This is a genomic window from Flavobacterium sp. CLA17 (assembly GCF_013112255.2).
Classification (GTDB): domain Bacteria; phylum Bacteroidota; class Bacteroidia; order Flavobacteriales; family Flavobacteriaceae; genus Flavobacterium; species Flavobacterium circumlabens.
Genome location: NZ_CP068294.1, coordinates 2,643,992 through 2,664,867, shown reverse-complemented (window position 1 = coordinate 2,664,867; position 20,876 = coordinate 2,643,992). Strand labels below are relative to the sequence as shown.

Annotated in this window: 17 protein-coding genes; 11 read left to right on the top strand and 6 right to left on the bottom strand. The window is 33.6% G+C overall.

Annotated features, from left to right (window positions below):
- Positions 1–387 precede the first annotated feature (387 nt).
- The 4 genes from HAV12_RS10860 to HAV12_RS23075 all read left to right on the top strand — a co-directional run bounded on the left by HAV12_RS10860 (position 388) and on the right by HAV12_RS23075 (position 5,550).
- Complete coding sequence (locus HAV12_RS10860) at positions 388–2,520, top strand: TonB-dependent siderophore receptor (RefSeq protein WP_171569680.1); 2,133 nt, start codon at positions 388–390, stop codon at positions 2,518–2,520.
- Positions 2,521–2,545: 25 nt separating this feature from the next.
- Positions 2,546–3,661, top strand: coding sequence for a lipopolysaccharide assembly protein LapB (locus HAV12_RS10855; RefSeq protein WP_171569679.1), 1,116 nt, complete (start codon positions 2,546–2,548; stop codon positions 3,659–3,661).
- Between the two features lie 3 nt (positions 3,662–3,664).
- A complete protein-coding gene (locus tag HAV12_RS10850; protein ID WP_171569678.1) occupies positions 3,665–4,801 on the top strand; it encodes a PepSY domain-containing protein in 1,137 nt (378 codons plus the stop codon).
- A 572-nt stretch (positions 4,802–5,373) separates the two neighbouring features.
- A complete protein-coding gene (locus HAV12_RS23075; RefSeq protein WP_171571672.1) occupies positions 5,374–5,550 on the top strand; it encodes an SDR family oxidoreductase in 177 nt (58 codons plus the stop codon).
- Here HAV12_RS23075 and HAV12_RS10840 read toward each other — a convergent pair.
- From HAV12_RS10840 to HAV12_RS10825, 4 genes are all read right to left on the bottom strand, one after another.
- Positions 5,540–6,553, bottom strand: a complete 1,014-nt coding sequence (locus HAV12_RS10840; RefSeq protein ID WP_171569677.1) for a WG repeat-containing protein — start codon at positions 6,551–6,553, stop codon at positions 5,540–5,542. The genes HAV12_RS23075 and HAV12_RS10840 overlap by 11 nt on opposite strands.
- A 454-nt stretch (positions 6,554–7,007) precedes the next feature.
- Positions 7,008–7,538, bottom strand: a complete 531-nt coding sequence (locus tag HAV12_RS10835) for a hypothetical protein (protein ID WP_171569676.1) — start codon at positions 7,536–7,538, stop codon at positions 7,008–7,010.
- Complete coding sequence (locus HAV12_RS10830) at positions 7,516–7,983, bottom strand: hypothetical protein (protein ID WP_171569675.1); 468 nt, start codon at positions 7,981–7,983, stop codon at positions 7,516–7,518. The genes HAV12_RS10835 and HAV12_RS10830 overlap by 23 nt, the downstream gene beginning before the upstream one ends.
- 3 nt (positions 7,984–7,986) lie before the next feature.
- Positions 7,987–8,457: a hypothetical protein gene (locus tag HAV12_RS10825; protein WP_171569674.1), complete on the bottom strand. Its 471-nt coding sequence runs from the start codon at positions 8,455–8,457 to the stop codon at positions 7,987–7,989.
- 266 nt (positions 8,458–8,723) lie between these two features.
- Here HAV12_RS10825 and HAV12_RS10820 point away from each other — a divergent pair, with 266 nt between their 5' ends.
- The 3 genes from HAV12_RS10820 (at position 8,724) to HAV12_RS10810 (ending at position 11,919) form a co-directional block, all read left to right on the top strand.
- Positions 8,724–10,727: a sensor histidine kinase gene (locus HAV12_RS10820; RefSeq protein ID WP_240345265.1), complete on the top strand. Its 2,004-nt coding sequence runs from the start codon at positions 8,724–8,726 to the stop codon at positions 10,725–10,727.
- A 2-nt stretch (positions 10,728–10,729) separates the two neighbouring features.
- Positions 10,730–11,470 carry a LytTR family DNA-binding domain-containing protein gene (locus HAV12_RS10815; RefSeq protein WP_197984789.1) on the top strand — a complete coding sequence of 247 codons (741 nt, stop codon included), beginning with the start codon at positions 10,730–10,732 and terminating at the stop codon, positions 11,468–11,470.
- A 119-nt stretch (positions 11,471–11,589) separates the two neighbouring features.
- The gene (locus HAV12_RS10810) at positions 11,590–11,919 is read left to right on the top strand and encodes a DUF4870 domain-containing protein (protein ID WP_171569672.1); all 330 of its coding nucleotides are present in this window, start codon (positions 11,590–11,592) and stop codon (positions 11,917–11,919) included.
- Between the two features lie 539 nt (positions 11,920–12,458).
- Here HAV12_RS10810 and HAV12_RS10805 read toward each other — a convergent pair.
- Together HAV12_RS10805 and HAV12_RS10800 are read right to left on the bottom strand one after the other, a co-directional pair.
- Positions 12,459–13,004: a hypothetical protein gene (locus tag HAV12_RS10805; protein ID WP_171569671.1), complete on the bottom strand. Its 546-nt coding sequence runs from the start codon at positions 13,002–13,004 to the stop codon at positions 12,459–12,461.
- A 2-nt stretch (positions 13,005–13,006) separates the two neighbouring features.
- Positions 13,007–13,477: an RNA polymerase sigma factor gene (locus HAV12_RS10800; RefSeq protein ID WP_171569670.1), complete on the bottom strand. Its 471-nt coding sequence runs from the start codon at positions 13,475–13,477 to the stop codon at positions 13,007–13,009.
- Between the two features lie 942 nt (positions 13,478–14,419).
- Here HAV12_RS10800 and HAV12_RS10795 point away from each other — a divergent pair.
- The 4 genes from HAV12_RS10795 to HAV12_RS10780 all read left to right on the top strand — a co-directional run bounded on the left by HAV12_RS10795 (position 14,420) and on the right by HAV12_RS10780 (position 20,762).
- Positions 14,420–14,824: a helix-turn-helix transcriptional regulator gene (locus HAV12_RS10795; RefSeq protein WP_171569669.1), complete on the top strand. Its 405-nt coding sequence runs from the start codon at positions 14,420–14,422 to the stop codon at positions 14,822–14,824.
- Positions 14,825–15,228: 404 nt separating this feature from the next.
- Positions 15,229–15,432, top strand: a complete 204-nt coding sequence (locus tag HAV12_RS23070) for a helix-turn-helix domain-containing protein (protein ID WP_171571670.1) — start codon at positions 15,229–15,231, stop codon at positions 15,430–15,432.
- Positions 15,433–16,247: 815 nt separating this feature from the next.
- On the top strand, positions 16,248–19,256 hold the full coding sequence (locus tag HAV12_RS10785) for a TonB-dependent receptor (RefSeq protein ID WP_171569668.1): 3,009 nt from the start codon (positions 16,248–16,250) through the stop codon (positions 19,254–19,256).
- A 12-nt stretch (positions 19,257–19,268) separates the two neighbouring features.
- Entirely contained in the window at positions 19,269–20,762 is a 1,494-nt protein-coding gene (locus HAV12_RS10780; RefSeq protein ID WP_171569667.1) for a RagB/SusD family nutrient uptake outer membrane protein, read from the top strand.
- Positions 20,763–20,876 lie beyond the last annotated feature (114 nt).

Here is a 20,876-nt window from a genome sequence, read left to right as displayed (position 1 = left end):
GTCTGAATATTTTACAATTTTATAATATCTTTTGAATGACATAATAGAACTTTGATATTCCAGAATCCCCTCAATATTCATATTTATTGGCAGCAATAAAGGCTACTTATTATTTTTCTGTATAATTCTGCTCCTAATTTGTACCTAGAAAACGGATTAATCATTGAGCTTCTCATCAATAAATTATTTTAAATTACCACTCTACTTTCATTACAATCTAAATTAAATTACTAAAAACTCTCTCCCAATCACTTATAAACACCTGATTTACAAGTTACCAAACAGAACAAACAAATTAATTATAATTAATCCAAATAAACTTTGTAAAAACTAAAACCACTAGTTATATTTGCTGAAAATTATTTTTATTTATTCTTAATAAGCAATATGAAATACATTTTATTTGTTTTAGTTTTTATTTTCTTTCCAAGTATAACTTATTCGCAAAGTGAAAATCAAATAAAAGATTCTGTTTCGAATCTTCAGGAAGTTGTTGTCTCTTCAAAAATTGGAGTGACACAAATAGAACCTCAAAAGATAAGATTCTCTGCAAGTGATCTTGCTTCTCAAAACGGAGGAACAGCTGGTGACATCTTAAAAAGTATGCCATCTGTAGCTATGGGAGGAAGTCCTAACCATAATCGCGACATCCGTTTAAGAGGATTATCAAATGGTTATACACAAGTATTGATTAATGGCAAAAACTCAGGTATAAGCGGAAATAATAGGGAAACGGTACTTGATCAAATTCCGGCAAGTGCCATTGAATATATTGAAATCATAACTAATCCAAGTGCCGAATACCAAGGCGATGGAATTAATGGAATTGTAAATATCGTACTTAAAAAAGGGTATACAAACAACGAATTAAAAGGAAATGTTTCCTTTATGGCAGATAATGCTGATGGTTATAATGGAAGTTTCTCGTTGTCACAACAAAAAGATAAATTCGGTTATATTATTTCTTATGATCGTTTGCAGCGGTTTGTAAACAACGACAAATTTGTTGAAAAAATCAATTATAAAAGCGGTGTTTATGATGGAACCCAGCGAACAAATCAATTGGAAGACAAATCTTTCCTAAATGAAAACTTACGATTGAATACTAATTTCAAACTTTGGAAAAATGGAGTTGCAACTGCAGGCTTAACCTATGGAAAACAACTGGAGATTAAAGAAAAAAACATAGATATCAACACTACAAAAGCGGATGAAACTTTTAAAGATAGTTCCATTCGTACAGAACCTGAAACTAAAGATAATAAATACTACGAATACAATTTTGATTTTAAACAAACATTCAAAAATAAGGGAGTTTTAAAAGCTGCATTCAGCTATTTAGATTTTAATCAGCCTAAAACTAAAAACATCAACATTCAGAAGCTAAATGCTAATGGGACTTATAGCGGTAATCCAGCTTTACAAGAGGAAACTGAAATGCTAAATGATGATAACTATTTTGGGAACCTCGATTATAGTCTGCCAATTGGCAAAAATAACAAACTTAAAACAGGTTATCGTTTAGCTTCATTAAACAGGGAACTATCCAATTCTCTGGCTACTTTCAACCACACTACGGGTGTATGGGAAACAGGTCTGAGCAATGAAAAAAATTATTCATTTACTGAAAATACCCATGCTTTATATATCACTGATGAATTTAACTGGAAATTCTTAAAAATTAATGCCGGAATTAGAGCCGAACAAACGTATTTGAAATTAGAATCTCCATTAGATGCTATTGATGAAACGCGTGACTACACCATGTTGCTTCCAAATCTTACTGCTCAGTTTAATATTGACCAAACGCAATACATTGCACTGGGATTTGGTAAGCGTTTGAGACGTCCGGCCTTTCAAGATTTAAATCCATTTATTGATAATCGGGATCCTTTAATCATCAAACAAGGAAATCCGGATTTAAAGCCTGAATATTCGTATAATTACGAAATAGGTTATTTAAAAAGCTTTGAAAAATTCAACGCTGGTATTAATATCTTTTATCGTGATATTCACGATCTTATTCAAAAAGTTACTACCGAAGACGAGAATAATATTCTCTATGAAAAACCGGATAATTTTGCGGGAGCTTATCTGAAAGGAATAGAATTAATATCTTCTGCAAAGCTTACAAAATGGTGGACATTAAACGCGAGTTACTCGTATTTTGAATCAGAAATTAATGACCCTGCATTTAATGGTGACGCGCTTAAAGATCAAGTTAAATATACTGCAAAATTAATAATGGATTTTACTTTACCTGCAGAATTTAAAGTCCAGCTAATCGGAAATCTTATAGGGCCTAAACCATCTCTTCAGGAGTCTGAAAAAGAACTTTACTTTGTTGACTTAGGCGTGTCTAAAAACTTTCTTAAAAATGGAACGTTTATGTTTCGTGTGTCCGATATATTTGACTCCATTACAAAACAAAAAACAAAAACAGCAACTAATTCTATCACCTACGAAACTGAAAATACCAGAGGTCAAATCATAAGTACCGGAGTAAAATGGAATTTTTAAAAAATAACCACTAAAACACAAAAAAATGAAAAATTTAATTTTAAGTATTATTTTATTAATCTGTACAGCGGCAAATGCGCACCGAACAGAAGTGAACATACTTGATACGGAAGCTGGTAAAATAGCTGCTTTAGCAAAAGTTGGTGGCGAAATGGGAAGATTTTTTGACAAACAAAAAGGCTTAGAAATTCTTTCAAGAGCACTTTCAGAAATCTATACTATAGATAACAAAGAGTACAGAGAAATTGTCCTTGCTGCTATTGCAAACGAATATGCAGGATTAGATGAAACCAAAAAAGCAATTAATATTACCCGCAGCATCACTGATGTACATCTATATGCTACCAATATGGGTAAAATTGCTAATAAATTAGTAAAATCCAACCCTGATTTGGCTAACGAATTATTAAATGAAGCTGTAAACAAAGCACGCAAAGAAGCAGAGGAAGATGATTTACCTGCTTTATTAGCCGAGTTATCCGGAAAATACATTCGTTTGAATAAAACAGATGTTGCAAAAGAATTGCTTAAAGAAGCGAACATAGCTGTAGAAAAAATAAAAAACATTCCTTTAGATCACAAATTAAGTCTGTATGCTGAAATAGCCGCAAATATGGTAGCTGCCGGTCAAAAAGAAGAAGCATTTAAACTTTTTGATAAAGCGTATACACTTTCGTCTCAATTAAAAGATCCTTTTGAAAGAGCCGCTATACTTACCATGCTTGGCGGTGAATTAGCTGAAAAAGGACAGCCGGAAAAAGCAATTCAAATGCTTGACGAAGCCTTAAAAGTAAGCTTATTAATAAAAGAAGAACAAAAAAGAACGGATGTAACCAGTGAAATAGCCAGAAATTATGGCCAATCTAAAAAGTTTGAAAAAGGAATTGAAATTGCCAGAGGAATTCCCGATGCTTATTTCAGTTCTGAAGCATTGATTGTACTTGCAAAAAACTATGCAAAAACAAAACAAACTAACGAAGCCTACACTATTTTAAAAGAAGTTATCAGCAAAACAAAATCTATTACTTCTGAAAGTAAAAAAGCAACAATACTGGCAAAAACTGCAGCGGAACTTACGGAACTTGATAAAAAAGAGGAAGGGAAAGTTGTATTAGAAAATGCCTTAAAAACACTAATTTAAGCCGTGAGCAAAAAAAATCTTTGGAAAATACACGCGTGGCTTGGCCTCTATGCAGGGATAATGATTCTGATATTCAGTATCACCGGCTCCTGCATTGTTTTTAGAGCCGAACTTGATGCAGTACTCAACCCAAAATTATATAAAGTATCGGCATCTGAAAACAAAATAGTTTCACTGGATGAAATTTCAAAAAAAGTACTTTTAAAATATCCCGGTTATTATTTGCACCATTTTAAATTTCATGGGGAAAACAAAGTATTAGAAATAAAAATTAAACCTGAAACAAAATCAGGGAAAAACAAAAAAAACAAAGATTTAGATTTATTTATTGACCCTAATAACGGTGAGATAAACGGAGTTAGAACACCTGAATCAGGATTACTTTACTGGGTTGCTAAATTGCACACCAACCTGTTAGCCGGAAAAATAGGGCGATACATTGTGGGGATATTCGGAATAGCACTGCTTACAACGCTTGTAATTGGCTTAGTTATTTATGGAAACTTCATGAAAAAGAAGCGTATAACTCAAATACGCTGGGGCGAAGGAACCAGAAAAGTATCTGCAGACTGGCACAAACTTTTAGGTATTACAACAGTTCCTTTTAATCTTGTTTGGGCAATTACAGGAATTACTCTTGCCTTTTTACCGGGCATTATTGAAACTGCCATTGGGAAACCCAATCAAACTTTTGCCAAACCTGTGATTCTTAAAAATCCTGTAGCAATAAATCCTTTCTCTTATGATCAAATTGCTACTACTGTTGCCTTAAACTTTCCAGATGCGAAAATAAAAACAATTCGGGAAGCCTATAAGGATAATCCGTTTATTGAAGTAAAACTTGACTATAATAACGCCTTAATTAAAGACGATGCGGCAAAATTGTATATAGATAAAGAGCGAAAACAGATTATAAGCCATTTTGATCCCCGATTAGCGGGTTTAGGTACCCAAATATTCTACAGTCAGGATCCTTTACATTTTGGAACCTTTGCAGGACTTTGGTCAAAAATTATCTATTCGATATTCGGTTTATCATCTGGTATTTTATTCATCACCGGATTTGTAATTTACAGAAAAAGAAAACAAACTAAAAATAAAATCAACACCTCTAAATGTCAGACCCATTTACAGTTTTAAAACTGTATTGTATAACAGCAGCTTGTTTTTTCCTTTATTCGGCCGCCTGCTTTTTGCTGGTAAAAGGAAAATGGACCTTTTTTTATAAGGATCATAAGTTTTGCCAATTTGCTTTACTGCCTTGCAACCCTGATACTTATTTGTTTATACTATAAGGGGGGTTACCAAGTTAGGCCTTGCCTATTTTTCTGCAGAAACAGCCATTATCTCTGCACTTGTTTACATCGAGCTTCAGGTGTCGGATAAAATTTAAAAGATTATGAAAATTTCTAAATCGTTATTTTATGTAATTGGGAGAAACACAGTTCTGCCAGTATTCGACAATGTTTTTTATCATGGTTGTCATTTTATTAAAATCAGAGGGCTTGACAAAAAATCCCTGAACCGACTTGGAATAAGCATCGATGACATGCTGCTGTTCGGTAACTGTCGAAAAAACTTCCTATCCTTCTATTGTTAATGTTGCTTCAGTTGCGGTCTTTTAGATGTTAAAACAGGTTCTCCTTATGGGATTTCAAAAGCTGGGCTACTAGCTAACAAGAAACTTAGCAGTAGAATGGGCTTCCCAGGGTATTCGTATAAATGCAGTTTCTCACTGGTTTACTGAGACTCCTTTAACCGAAAACCTGCTCCATGATAAAGAGAAAATAGCACAGGTGATTTCACGAACACCATTAAAAAGAGTTGCAAAACCAAAAGAAATGGCAGTTACAATTGCTTTTTTGTCACTTAATCTAATTAAAATTTAAAACTCTTCAGATATGGCTCCGCAGGAACAAGCTCTTCTTTGATATTAATGAACAATTCCTTACCATCTAATTCTACATATGAGATTCCCTTAATAAAATATGACATGGAATCATATTTTATGGGAATTATAATTTCATTTTTCCGATTAATTACCCCTCTTTTATTATTGATCATGACGATAGCATAACCATCAAAAAATTCGGAAACCGCATCATATTGCAAGGGAATAATTTCTTTTCCCGTTTTATCAATACACCCGGATTTGTTATTTAATTTTACTACTGCCAGGTTCTCCTGGAAACTATCAATGTAATCATATCTTGTCGTTGCAATTTCTTTACCAAAGTTGTCTATAAGACCTATTTTTTTTTGTGCAGTTACTTGAGCAGCCCCATCCTTATAAGGGGTAATATAATCATACTTTAGTGGAACTATTTCTTCTCCTGTTTCCGATATAATTCCTTGTTTCCCATTGAGTTCCACTATAAAAATGTCTATTGATTTATTATTACTCCGTGTAATTTTATCATATTTTGTCTTTATAATTTCAACACCTGAAGTGTTTATTACACCAAACCGTGAAACTAAACTTACAATAGCAAATCCATTTTCATAATTAAGAATCTGATGATATTTAGCTGCCACAATTTCTTCTCCATTATCTTTTACAACTCCCCACTGATAAATCTGCGTTCCAATTATATGATTAATAAAAATAGCCAAACCTTGATTAAATTCATATATTGCCCAATATTTTGGATGAATAATTTCTTTTCCAGTCTCATCAATATATCCTTGCTTTTTATTTAGCGTGATTTGCGCTTTTCCATCCCTGAAAACACCTATAAAATCATATTGAGGTTTCGCTACAATTCGGCCTTTGTTTTTCACTCCCCACTTATCTAATTTTAAATCATAATACGCAACCTGAGCATCCGCTGGAACATATAGAAGAGAAAACAAAACAATCAAAAAATATTTTTTATTAAATAATTTACCCATCCTTTTTTCTGTAATAGTTTTTTACTGCTGTGCTTTTATTATAATATTTTGTTTTTTTACAGATTTGTTAAATCTGTTGCTAAAAAAATAGATAGAAAACCATTACTATAAATCCTATTTCTCTACCTTCTTTAATTATTTGAAGATATAAAAAACAAATTGATAGAAATAACAATCTGCCTTTTTTTTCTTGTTTGTAAAAAATGGCTTTCTGTTTACAAAGTCAAAAAAAGTATGCCAAACTTACCCTGCAGAAAAAACCCGATTCAGAAACTGGATGTGCTAACTTAGCGTGGAGTTCTGGTTAAGAACAAAGTCTTAATTTAAAATACACTGCCTGAAGAATGATATATTTTGAATAACAATAACCTTTTAGCATTCATTTTTTAATGGGTTTAAAAATAAAAAAATAAAGTTACTCCCAAATGCGACAGAACCTTTAAGTTTTATATTATTAAGTGTTTTTGGTTTCAGCATTTTTTAAAACTGAATCTTGTAATTTGTCAATTTTCATCAGGACAAAATTTTCATATGCCTGCTGCTTTATTTCGCATTTTTTACCCGCACTAAAGCCTTCACTTATAATGTAACTCTTTATAAATTGCTTTTTTTTAGCACCCAAGGCATAATATGAACTTCCCATTTCTGAATGAACGAAAATTACAATTTCTTCCAGTTTCATAATTTTTGTTTTTGCTCTCAATGGACTGCTTTTGTAAACCGCATTTTCATTGGCATCAAAAGTGTAACGTATTTTACTTCCTATTTGTATATCATACAAACTATGCAGGACAAAATACCCCATTAAAATATAAATTGCCCATCGCATGGCTTCGTCAAGACGATTATCAAAAAACAGTACTATCACAATACCTGCAATGATACCTGCCAAAAACCACCACGACGCAGCAAGCGTTGGTTTTTTGGGACAAAAAGAAAAGGTGTTCGCTGTCTCCTCAATATTATATTTTTCCTGAATTTTCATCTGCTTTTATGATTTCCTGAATTTCATTAAGTAAATTTTGCATGGCTCTGGTAGTGAATCCCTGAGCAATTCCGGTACACTGCTCTTTCCCGTTTTTTAAATAATAAAGATTCAGCGAAACATTTATAGTAATAAAATACTGTTTCATCCTGACCAATTCAAAATTGACAAAATCACTCAGTGTAATCTGAACCGGAGGAATGATCAAACCGTTTTTGATTAGGATAACTTTTTGGTTCATATCTATTATAACGTGGTTTATAAAGAGTGAAATCAGGCATAAAACTGTCAGAATTCCAAAAATCCAGATCATCACTGGTTTTTTCAACCATATGCCGGCAAAGGCCAAAGCTGCCATTCCGAAAACTACAATCAGACCAAAACCATATTGTCTTTTCATGACATACTGGTTTCCTTTTTTTGTAAATTTTTGCAAAGCTTCCATAAATTATTCAATATTTACTCCATCAATAATTAATGTCGCACACATAATTGATATGTAGGTACTGGTGTAATCTGCGGTAATCTGATCGCTTAAGGAATCTATGTTCGCTTTTGTAAATTCTAATTTTCTGGAAGGCATTTTTCCGTAAGAATCCACCATAGTGATTTGGCCGTCGAGTCCGTTTTTATTTGCCATAAAGGCTTTTAACAAGGCAATATTAGGCTTTTCAAAATCTATAGATAAATAATAGTTTTTTGTCTGCCCCTTCTTTTCTGTGCCATCATTTGCAGTACCATTGTTGATAGAAGTAGTAAAGGAGAATGTTGCAGTCCGTACCGGAGCAATAATAGTTTTATTGCCGTCTTTTACGGTAATTTCTATCTTGACACGTTTGTCTTCCAACTGCTGTCCGTAAGTCAGTCCGGTCAAAAAACAAAAGGCGATTATTAAAAATGTAAACTTTTTCGTATTCATAATTTAGGATTGTTTAAAAAAATATTTACAGCAAGATTACGCTATACATCAAATTACTACAATCCGGAATTGGCAAATGGTAGCTTTAGATTTTTATTTGGTCAGGAAGAAATGGTATCAGAAAAAAAAGGCTTTCGAGGATTTTAAAACCATGCTTAGATACCATTTAAAATAAATATTTCAGCCTGCAAATGTTTGGTCAGTAATCATACTATTTGTACTTTCCCTCAGTAATATTACTATTTATGTGCTCCAATTTTATAATCTTGCCAGTAAAAATTAACAAATTAAAATTCATTATTTTACTATTGCCTTTTTTCTTTTTGGATCTTTCTGCCTATGCACAAAAAGCATCTGCTATTGAAAAATTAGCGGCTTATGGATATTCAAAACGCTTCTCCGATACTTCTTCGTGCAAAAAAATGCAGCGACTGGCATTAGATCTGGCAAAAAAGAAAAATGATATCGACGACAAGATTGTTTGCTATTCTTATTTAGCATTAACCGAAAGACGTTTACTCCATTTAAAAGAGTTTTCACACTATGCTGATAGCGCCTATTATTTATCAGGCAAGACCAATAAAATACGACCAAAGGCTTATGCATTCCTGGCCATGGGAACGTTAAAATCTTATATTGACGAAAAACAGCATGCCATACAATATCTTTTGGATTCTTATAAACTTTTTGAAAAGGCTGCTGCACACGATCACTGCGCAAAAATTGCCTCGGATATATCGTATCTTTTTTCCCCGTCTTCACCAACAAAAGTCGAAAAATATGCACGGGAAGCCCTGGATCATGCTTCAAAAGCTGGTGATAATGAAAGTATTTTGCATGCCCGGCTGGCTTTTGGAAGTCATTTAACTGATAATCTTGAAACGGAAGACAAGGCAAAATGGCAAAAGGCATTAGCTTTTTTTAACGCAACGGTTATTTTTGCCGAAAAAAACGCCAGTACTATTGTGAGTAAAAGCAATATTGGAGTTGCTTATATCAATCTGGCAGACCTTTATTCGAAAGGACCAAAACCTATTGACGAGAAATCGTTTTTAAAAAATCTTGAAAAAGCAACTGTGATTGCCAAACAATACAACATCAGGATTATCTACAGAAGTGCCATTGGCCTTCAGGGATTTCATTATACCGAAAAAGGCGATTATACCAAAGCAGAACTTCTTTTTAGAGAAGGAATAAAATACCAGCAAAGCCTTCCTTACAAAGACAATTACCTTTTAGCGACTTTTTACGATTGCCTGAAAGATGTTGCTGCAAAACGAAAAGACTTTGAAGCCTATTACCGTTATGATACAGAATACGCCAAATACAATCAGTTAAAATATGATGAATCGACTCAAAAAATATTGCAAAATGCCGATGTTAGATATGAATCTTCCAAAAAAATAGAACGCATAAGGCAATTGGAACTCGAAAACCAACTGGTACAAAAAAACAAACTTTTAGGCTACGGAATTGCAGGTGTATTACTGATTGGACTGGTATTTATGTTTCGATCGTACTACTATCGTCAGCGTTATTACCAAAACCGTGAAGATTTCATGAAACAGGAACAAGCCAACAGCGAACTTAAGGTACAGCTGATGGAAAAGGAAACAATAGAGAATCTGGCTGCGACACTTTCCCTGGAAAGAAGACTGCTTCGTTCTCAAATGGATCCGCATTTTATTTTTAATGCCCTTGGAAATATTCAAAGCATGATTCTTCAAAAAGATACCCTTCCGGCAGTTTCTTATCTGAATAAATTTGCCAAACTCACACGTCAGGTTTTGGAGCAGTCCCGTAAAGAAACCATTTCGCTTGACGAAGAAATCAGCACTTTAAAAAATTATATCGAACTACAGCAGCTGCGTCTCAATAATGGTTTTGAATATCGAATTGAATGTGATGATACTGTTGAAAGGGATACGTTGATTCCGCCACTACTCATTCAGCCTTTTATAGAAAATGCTGTTGAACATGGCCTAAAACCCCAGACAAAAGAAATTAAGGGTTTAATAACAATTCATTTTACGCAGTACATTAATGAAAAAAAACTGGTCTGCACGATTAAGGACAACGGAATTGGTCTGGCTGCTTCCCGAAAATTAAAATTAAAAGACAATCACGAATCCTTGTCTACTAAAATTACAGATGAAAGATTAAACAAAATGAAAAAAGAAAATCCGTATGCCGGTTTTCAGGTTCTCGAACGTGACATCACAACAGACGAATCGGGCTGTATGGTGATTTTAAATATTCCAATATTATAAAGATGTATAAAACTATTATTATTGAAGATGAACAGCGCATAAGAGAGGCATTGTCTATCATGCTTGAAATGACCGCTCCCGATACGATACAGATTGTAGCTTATGCCGAAAGTGTCGAAGAAGCCGTAAAACTAATAAACCGCCTGAAACCTGATTTGGTTTTTATGGACATCATGCTGAAAGACGGAACCAGTTTCGATGTCCTGCAGCAAATTACTTTTAATTCGTTCCACCTCATTTTTACAACAGCTTATGAACAGCATGCCATTAATGCTTTTAAATACAGCGCTATTGATTATCTTTTGAAACCCATAGATGCGGAAGAACTTAAAACGGCTATCGAACGTATTGCTGTTTTACAGCAAAGGGTTTTAGAAAAAAAACAGCTTAATGAACTGCAGACCAACCTTATCAAAACACCTGACCGTATTATTTTGCCAACACAGGAAGCGATGTATGTGGTGAAGCTGGATCAAATCATCAGATGTGAAACTTCCGGTTCGTACACGACTTTCTTTCTTAATGATGGCAGAAAAATCATGGTTTCAAAACCGTTAAAAAATTATGAAGATTTGCTCGAACCGCCGGCATTTTTCAGAATCCATCAGTCTCATTTGATAAACGTGAATTGTATTGTGAGTTATTCCCGGGAAGGTATGGTACAGATGACTGATAAATCGTTTGTACCTGTTTCAAGAGGAAAAAAAGAATCTTTTTTTAAGCTCATGAAGTACGAAATGTAGTTCTGATACACATTATCCGCTTAAAGGAACAAAATACCAACCAGAAACGACAGATGACAAAGTATGGGTTTCATCTTATAAACGTAATGTCTAGTTTTGACCAATAAATATAATTAACGATGAACAGAAAAACCCTATCTATCTTAAGCTACATCACTATTATTGGTTGGATTGTAGCCTTCGTAAAAAGTAAAGATTTAACCCCCAAAAGCGATTTGGTAACATACCATTTGAAACAAGGCTTCGGAATCTTTTTAGTTTCTTTTGCAGTAAATATCATACTGTCTGTTGTGGTAATGACAGTGACTTCACTTTATTTCCTGAATTACATTGGTTACGCCATTTTTATGTTATGGATTTTTGGTATCATAAATGCCGTTAACGAACAGAAAAAACCAATTCCCATAATTGGAAAAATGTTTGAAGATCAGTTTGGTTTTATAAACTAATTTCGATCCCTTTTTACTGACGTTTTTATTTTTGAAAGTAGAAAAAGATTCTCAACCATCTTAGTTTCAGGACTAGGAAATTGGGAATCTTTCTATTTTAGAGAAGGTTAAAAAATCTTTATAAGAAGCCGAATGTTTGAAATTAGCCCCGACAGAAGCGATATCCTTTGCTTGCCTTGTTTATGGCAGGTAAAGATATGGCGAATGGCGGGAAATCATGTTCTTATAAAAGCCAATTTTGTTGCTCCTGATCATTAATTAGAATCCGAAGTTAACCCGTTTTGTCCTATTACAAATTTAAACTACACCCGGCAGATTGACCAGTAAAAATTAAAAAGATAAGTTTTTATATCACCTTATAATGAGATCAGCCCCTATACTATCGTATTGTATCTGTAGTCAAACAATAGAATTAGAAAGCAATTTTAAGGTACTTAATCATAAAAATATCTAAAGCCTTTTGTACGAAGCAAAAGCTTTATACCATTAATTTTGGGTTAAAATAATTATTTGCGATCTAAGCGACTATGCCTATTAGTTTATTCTTTCAGCCTTTGAAACATCTTATTTATTCTCCTTTTTCTTTTAGCCCAAACTCGGTGCAATAAGTAAATTTGAACAGGAATAATAAGAGAGATAAAACTTAAAGAGACAAGTTTTTCATTGGTTAATGATATAGTTGAAATAAAATAACCCAAAAGCATTAGAATTGCAAATACTCGTGTAGCAATAGAAATAACAGCATAATTTTTAATTTTTATTAAGTATTTTTTTAATGATTCCAGAATGGTTTCTCCATTTATGGGATTGCCTATGATTTGAAATCCCAATACATTATGTATCAATATAAAAATAACAGCTACAACAAGCAGGAAGTTCCAAAGAGGGGATTTTAAGTGTCCATCAAAAACATTATAATATACCGCCAGGAAAATAGCCCAAAGAACCGTTTCTATTAGTAGTTGTATTTTTATATCTTTTAATACAGGACGATTGTTTTCCAAAATTATTTTTTCAATGTCTGTTTTACTCAATGCTACTTTTCCTGCATTTTGATACTCTGATTTTAAGTTTTCTAATTCCATAATTATGTATTTAAAATTACTTTTAATTTTTTCTTAATTCTGTTCAAACGAACTCCTATGTGGTTTTCTGAAATGCCAATGATTTCTGCAATTTCTACATAGCCAAAATCGTCTAGATAAAGTCCAATAAGTGCTCTTTCGTCTTCACTCAGTTGGCGAATCGCCGAAAACAGGAGTTCCTCCCGCCAATGTTCTGTGGTTTCCGAAAGGATATTTTTATCCGGAATAGTATCAGAATACAATAATTTGACTTTGTTTTTTCTGAATGATGCCATGGCAGTGTTTAATCCTATACGATACATCCATGTCGATATTTTAGACTTTCCCTGAAATTTAGGATAGGATTTCCAAAGTTGATAGATTATCTCTTGAAAAAGATCTTCCTGATCTTCGGGTGTATCCCTATACATCCGGCAAATCTTATGAATCAATGCCTGATGAGGAAATATTAAATCTGTGAATTGATCTTTCATAATTGATTGCTTACTTTCTTCATAATTTCTATTTCATTCATTAGTTGATAAAAATTTGAAAAACTTACAGTTGTCCTGCTTTTTTTTTGAAATCACTATTTTAAACAAACAATAATACGTCCTTTATTCAGGCTGGAGTTAATACCTTTTTTGCTACAAAAAATTAAGGCTGTCTCTTCTTGCATTAAATTAATAAAGTAAAAATTATCAAATTACATTTTATGGCAAAATCAGATATAAAATTACATCCATTTTTGCTTCAATTCCCAACAGGAAATCTAAACCAAAATACTGAGTACATATAAAGACAGCCTCTACTTGTAGTAAGCCAATCTCTTCAAATCTTCCATAAAATTTATAGAAATTTGTCCAGTTGAGGTCACCTAAAAAAAATCATATTTTTTGTCCAATAAATTTTATATTTTTGTTTTCAACCACTGGATTAATGTGTTCTTAGAAAAGATATTACTACAAATCATAAAATAGCTTTCATTTAATTGAAATAATGAGTAAAAAGTTTACTTATTTTTAGTTTGTTTTATTTTGTTCAGATTCGTACCTACTTTGTACCTCGAAATCTGAAAACCCAGTAAACATTGGGCTGTTAATTTCTGCATGGGAAAATAGCAGAACAAAAGATTTCATTAGTTTGATCGGTAATCTATATCGGCAAAGTCAAAAAAGGCATCAACTGCCTTAAATTTATTTGCTGCCGGAAATCCTGACCAAAAGCGGGTTTCGAAGTTTATTTTTTTTTTCATAGTAATGAGATTTAAAATTCACAAAAGAAGTTCCGTTCTTTACAAAGGATAATCCATTCGGAATACATCTATAATATTCTGACAAAAAGAATGTTTTACGGGATATTTTTTTATCTTTGAAATTCAGGATTTTAATCCAAATGGCTTTATCTTTGAGCCTTTAGAAAAATTGATACGCATTATGGAACAGAAAATACATCAGGGAAAAAACGTAAAACGTTTCAGGGAAATGCTTAACATAAAGCAGGAAGCATTAGCTTATGATCTGGGCGCAGACTGGAACCAAAAGAAAATTTCTATGCTGGAGCAGAAAGATGTAATTGAAGACAGCCTGCTGAAACAAATTTCAGCTGTCTTAAAAATTCCAGTTGAAGCTTTTCAGAATTTTGATGAGGAACAAGCGATAAATATTATTTCTAATACTTTTGATAATTGTCAGCAACCTGCATCTGTATTTTACAATTCTACCATTAATCAAATTGATCAATTGATTAAACTACATGAAGAAAAGATTGCTTTATATGAGCGTATGCTGAAAGAAAAAGATGAGATGATGGTGAGGCTTGAAAAATTGATTAGTAAATAAATAATTATTTAGTGAAGATATAATTCCCAAAAGAGACTTTCGAGTCTCTTTTTTGTTTTGGCATGTTTTTCTTTTTTTTAACTCTTTTTATAAATCCCTCCTCCAACCTTCATTAAAAGAAAAACGGATCCTAAAAGTGATAGCGAAGGAGAACTACAGATCACGATTTTCAAGCTTAATTCTGCCAGTTTGACATTATTTTTGCACCCGTCACTTCTCCGTCACCGTACCGTCACTCTTCCGTCACTCCTCCGTCCAAACTTTTTTTCGGGATTTTTAGAGCATTTGCTATTTTTCAGTCAGATTGTCAGGCAAATCAGTAGCCTTAATGGTGGTTTTATTCCCCGGTTAAATCGACATTTTCTACAGTAGCGGTATCGGCCCAAAAGAATCAAAATGCCTGCCTGACGTTATTTTTACTTCTTCTGGAAAACAGATTAAATCGAGACTCCACAACAGTAAAAGGCATCGATCTGACACATGCTGATCCGGCCAAACTTATCGGGACATCACAGGAAAGTCCGGGCAGAAGCCTTAAACAATTTAAGGAGCAGGGCTGTATCGAGACCGGTAAAAGAAATATTTACATAAAGCCCCAAAACAGTTAGAGCAGTTACTACAGGTAAAAATAGAACTACTCCCTATTGGTATTCCGGAAAATGACCAAATCACTTTTTAAGGTAATAGTGGTCATTAAAACATTAAATCATATTCAGTCTTATGGGATAGAGTGAAAATCTTTTGATAAAACAGGCTTTATGAATATAAAGTTTAGCCGTAAACAGGCTTATGCAGGTTTTGATGATGGATTAAATGTAATAAACAATACAATTTTAATTAATTGTGGCCTGGTGCATATTATCAACTAATCGTATTGTTTTTTTGATATGAATTACAATAGCTTAAAATAACATTATTTTTTTTTTGAAACCGATTGTTTTTTTATTAGTTTTTGCTTTTTAAGACTTATTTCTCTATAAGATAAATTGTAAAAGTTGGCTTTTTAACTTGTTTTAATAGCTTTTTACGTATGTTTTAGGTAATTTTAATGAAATTTCTTCTTTTTTTCAATATTTATATTTTTTGTATAAAATCAGTCTGTTCGCTATTAAATTATTATTTTTTATTTTAAATTTATTTTAGTATTGAATTATTTATATTTTTTTCAGTAAATAAATATTTTTAATGTTTTTATTTTTACTATTTTTTGCTTATAGTTTAAATAAAACACAACACAACCGATTGTTTTATTGATTGTTTTTTTATATTTGTTAGTGATATAATTACCTCATACTGATTCACATTGAATCAATCCCTAAAAAAAAATCAAAATAGTAACTAAATAAATAATACCACTTATGAACTAATACAATTAGAATACAAAAACCATTTAACTATTTAAACCAAATAAAAAAATATTAATATGAATTTAAAACTCAAAATTGCACTAATCGGACTGTTGATCGTGGGCAGTCATAGTATAATGGCACAATCAAAGACCATTTATGGCGTGATTACTGATCCTTCGGGGTTTCCATTACCGGGTGCCAGTATTAATGTAGAAGGAACGCAGAATAGCGCATCAACAGATTTTGACGGTAAATACTCTTTAAAAGTGGTTAATCCTACCGATAAAATAACTTATTCCTATGTTGGCTTAATCTCACAGACTATCACAGTAGGTGAAAGAAGTTCAATTAATGTTACTCTTATTCAATCCACACAAAATTTAAATGAAGTAGTTATAGCCTATGGTACTCAAAAAAGAACCAAGATTACAGGAGCAGTTTCGACTGTAAGTTCAAAGGATATCGCTGCGGTACCTATTACTAACGCTGAATCAGCTTTACAAGGACGTGCCGCAGGGGTTACAGTTGTAAATGGCGCACCTGGTTCCAATCCCACTGTTAGTATTCGCGGTCTGGCTACTATGGGAAACAGTGCTCCCTTATATGTGATTGACGGGGTTTTAACCGGTAATCTTTCTGGTTTAAGTCCAAACGATATTGAGAGTATATCTGTTTTGAAAGACGCCTCTACCACTGCTTTATATGGTTCTAAAGCCTTTAACGGTGTTATCGTAGTAACCACTAAAAAAGGAAAAAAAGGCCCGGGACAGCTAACCTTTAGTACTTACGTTGGCGGACAGGAAGTGACAAAGAGATATAATGTTTTAAATACCCAGCAGTATCTTCAATACGCTAAAGATTTAGGGAGTGATTTAACAGCAAGAGCGGCTGAATTTGGAAATATAAATACAAACTGGCAGGATCAGATTTTTCAAACCGGAATTATGCAGGATTACAATTTGAGTTTTTCAAATGGTACTGAGAATTCTACAAGTCGTTATTCTGCTGAATATTTAAAACAGGAAGGAGCTGTTATTAATACAGGTTTCGAACGTTATTCTTTTAGAGCAAATAACACGCAGGATATTGGTAAGCTAAGGATAGGAAGTAACATTGGAGTTTCTTTCAGTACTATTGATCCTGAACGTGCTTCAGGAGGAAGAACATTATTAGAGCATGCAATTAAAATGGCACCCTATTTTCCAATTTACAATGAAAATAATTTAGGTGGCTATCAGGGACCTAGCGCTATAGATGGTAATGACGCAGAAAACCCTCTTCGAGTGGCTAATTTAGGATATCAGAAAATAAATAACTTATCCATTATTGGAAATATTTTCGCTGAATTAGAAATTTACAAAGGGTTGAAATTCAGATCCCAAGTTTCCTTAGATTATTATACAGGTAAAGATCATACTTTTGTCCCGAGCTTTCAGGATGGTTCTTATCATAAACAGGCATTTTCGACAACAAACGAAACAAATTCTCAAGGCCAGACTATCGTTTTTGACAATAGTTTAACTTATAAAACAACTATTGCAAACAAGCACAATCTTGAAGTGTTAGGAGTTATTACTAAAATTGATGGAAAATCACAAAATGTAGCAGCCGGAAGCCGCTACTATATTTCAGACGAAATTGATCAGCTTCGCTATAATGAGGGAAGTTTAGTATCTGCCAATTATGAAGAAAAAAACATTGGCTATATTGCTCGTATCAATTATGACTATGATGAAAAATATATCCTGGCTGTTTCAGGACGCAGAGATGCATCTTCACGTTTTGGGGCTAATAATCGCTGGGGTAATTTCTATTCTGTTGCTGTAGGCTGGAATATAGCTAAGGAAAATTTCATGCAAAATTCTATTTTTAGTACATTAAAACTTAGAGCTAGTACAGGAACGACAGGAAATGACAGGATAGACAATTATCAGTATAGTGCTACTTTACTGGCAAATTATAATTATCCAATTGGAGGTGCGAATGCGCCAGGTGTTTCTTTGGGAGTTGCGGCTAATCCAAACTTAAAATGGGAGTCAAAACTAGACAGGAATATCGGTTTAGATTTTGGTTTTTTTGATGAAAAAATAACGGGTTCATTTGAATATTTCAATAATAAGAGCAGTGATATTCTTTTTGCAGTACCTCTTGCAGCTTCTGTTGGATCTGCGGGCGGCGGAACTCAAATTCAAAATATTGCAGACGTAAAAGTAAGCGGTTATGAATTGTCAATTGGTTACAATGACAGAAAAGGAGATTTTACATGGTCTGCTGTAGCTAATTTGGGAACCAGCAAAAATGAGGTAGTGAGCCTGGCGCCTGGAGTGTCAGGTGTATTAGGAGGTCCTTCTGCCAGAGCAGGTTTAGAAAATTTCTCCAGATTAGAAGTCGGACAGCCCTTATTTTATTTTTACGGATATCAGACCAATGGAATTTATCAAAATCAGGCAGAAGTTGATGCTGTTTTTGGACCGGGGCAGACTACTATTAAACCGGGGGATCTTAAAATAATTGATAGAGACGGTAATAAAATTATCAATGCAGATGATAAAACAAATATCGGAAATCCATACCCGGATTTCACTTACGGTTTAAACCTGAGCGCAGCCTATAAAAACTTCGATTTCAATTGTTTTATAACCGGGGTTGCAGGTAACGATATTTATAATGCAAACACTTTTGATCTAAAAGGAATGAACCGCTTGTTTAACGCCAGCACAGATGTTTTAGACAGGGCAATTGTTGTAAATGGCGTTGTTACAAATCCTTCGGCTACATTACCAAGAGCACAAGGAGCAGATATCAACTGGTCTTCAGCAAACCAGCGTTATATAGAAGACGGTTCTTACACCAGATTAAAAAACATCGCTCTGGGATATACATTATCAGGAGATGCTTTTAAAAGCTATTTTTCAAAAGCAAGATTCTATGTAAGCGGACAAAATCTTATAACCATTACAAATTACTCCGGTTTAGATCCTGAAATTACCCGTGCTGATGCAAATGCAAATTCAGCAGGTATTGATTTAGGAAGATACCCACAGCCGAAATCGGTGATTTTTGGAATTGATGTTACATTTTAATATTTATAGACGATGAAAAAAATTAAATATATACTTATAGTACTGTCTGGAGTTTTAAGCATAACTTCATGTGACACGAGCGGATTAGAATTAAATAATCCTAATACTTTATCGCCTGAAACTTTCTTTAAAACCGAAGCACAGGTTCAGTCTGCTGTAAATGCTTCATATGCAAATCTTCAGACAAGAGGACTCTATGGCAGAAATCTTTTTTTCGCCATGGATCTTATGGGGCATGATGCTTTAGGAAACCCGCAGTTAGAAGGTAACAAGAAACCTTTTCAGGATTTTTCTTTTAACGGAGGAAATGATATTATTCAATATTACTGGGAATCTTGTTATACAGGAATCTCCAGAGCTAATTTTGTACTGGATAACGAGCAGAAAATCAATGCTCTTCCAGATATTGTTTTATCTCAGGAAAAAAAGAAAAAATATTTAGGAGAAGCTCATTTTTTAAGAGCGTACTATTATTTTCTATTAGTAAGACGTTTTGGTGATTTACCCATTTATAAATCAGGCACTATTGTTGGAAACGCCAGAAGCCCTAAAGCAGAGGTATATGCTTTGATTGAAGAAGATCTTGTATTTGCGTCACAAAATCTTTTGCCAAAGGCTTCAGAATCGGCAGGGAGAGCTAATAGAGAAGCGGCTTATGCGCATTTGGGCAAGGTATTATTATATCAAAAGAAATATAATGAAGCTTTAGCTGCTTTTAACAATGTTACAGGTTATAGCCTTGAAGACAAAGGTAATTTTTACAACAACTTTATGGAAGAAACGGAACATGGTAAAGAATCGATTTTTGAAATAGAGTTTGACGAGAAAAATGGAACTGGTGATCAATGGGGAGCTGTTGGTGATAGCGGCGGAACAGGTTTTGAGGAGTCAACACTCAGAGGTCAGGAATACGGAAATCTTAGCTGGTACAATGTTTATCCATCAGATGATCTTTTAAATTCGTATGAAGCAGGTGATAACCGTTTTGGTGATACTTTTTATGTACCGGGTTCATCTTATTTAAAAGGAACACGTGTAATGCTGGCAAGCAACTTTACTACCTCTGCAGGTATTAGAAGAGCGGGCTGGAAAAAATATCAAAATTATTACACAAGGGAAGATGAAGCAACACGATCAAGCATTAACTTTAAAGTGATGCGTTATGCAGATGTATTGCTTATGAAAGCCGAATGCGAAAACCAAAGAGATGGCGGTTCGCAGACAGCAGCTATTGCATATATTAAAGAAGTCCGCGACAGAGCAAACCTGACAACTACTATTGCACTAAACAAAGAGGCGGTTTTTGCCGCAATTGTTCACGAACGTCAGGTAGAATTTGCCGGAGAACAATCTCGTTTTGATGATCTCATAAGATGGGGTATAGCAAGTACCGCATTACAGGGAACAGGTTTTACTGCTGGTAAAAGCGAATTATGGCCAATACCAAACAGGGAAACATCTTCTAATCCTAAAATAAAACCAAGTGATAATAATCCTGGTTATTAAGAAAATTTAAATTTTGGTTAGTTTAAGTTAAGTTAGTTGGATAAACAGCGCATTTCACTGCGCTGTTTATTATTTAGAAAAATACCATTGAAATAAAATCTGCTCTTTTGAATT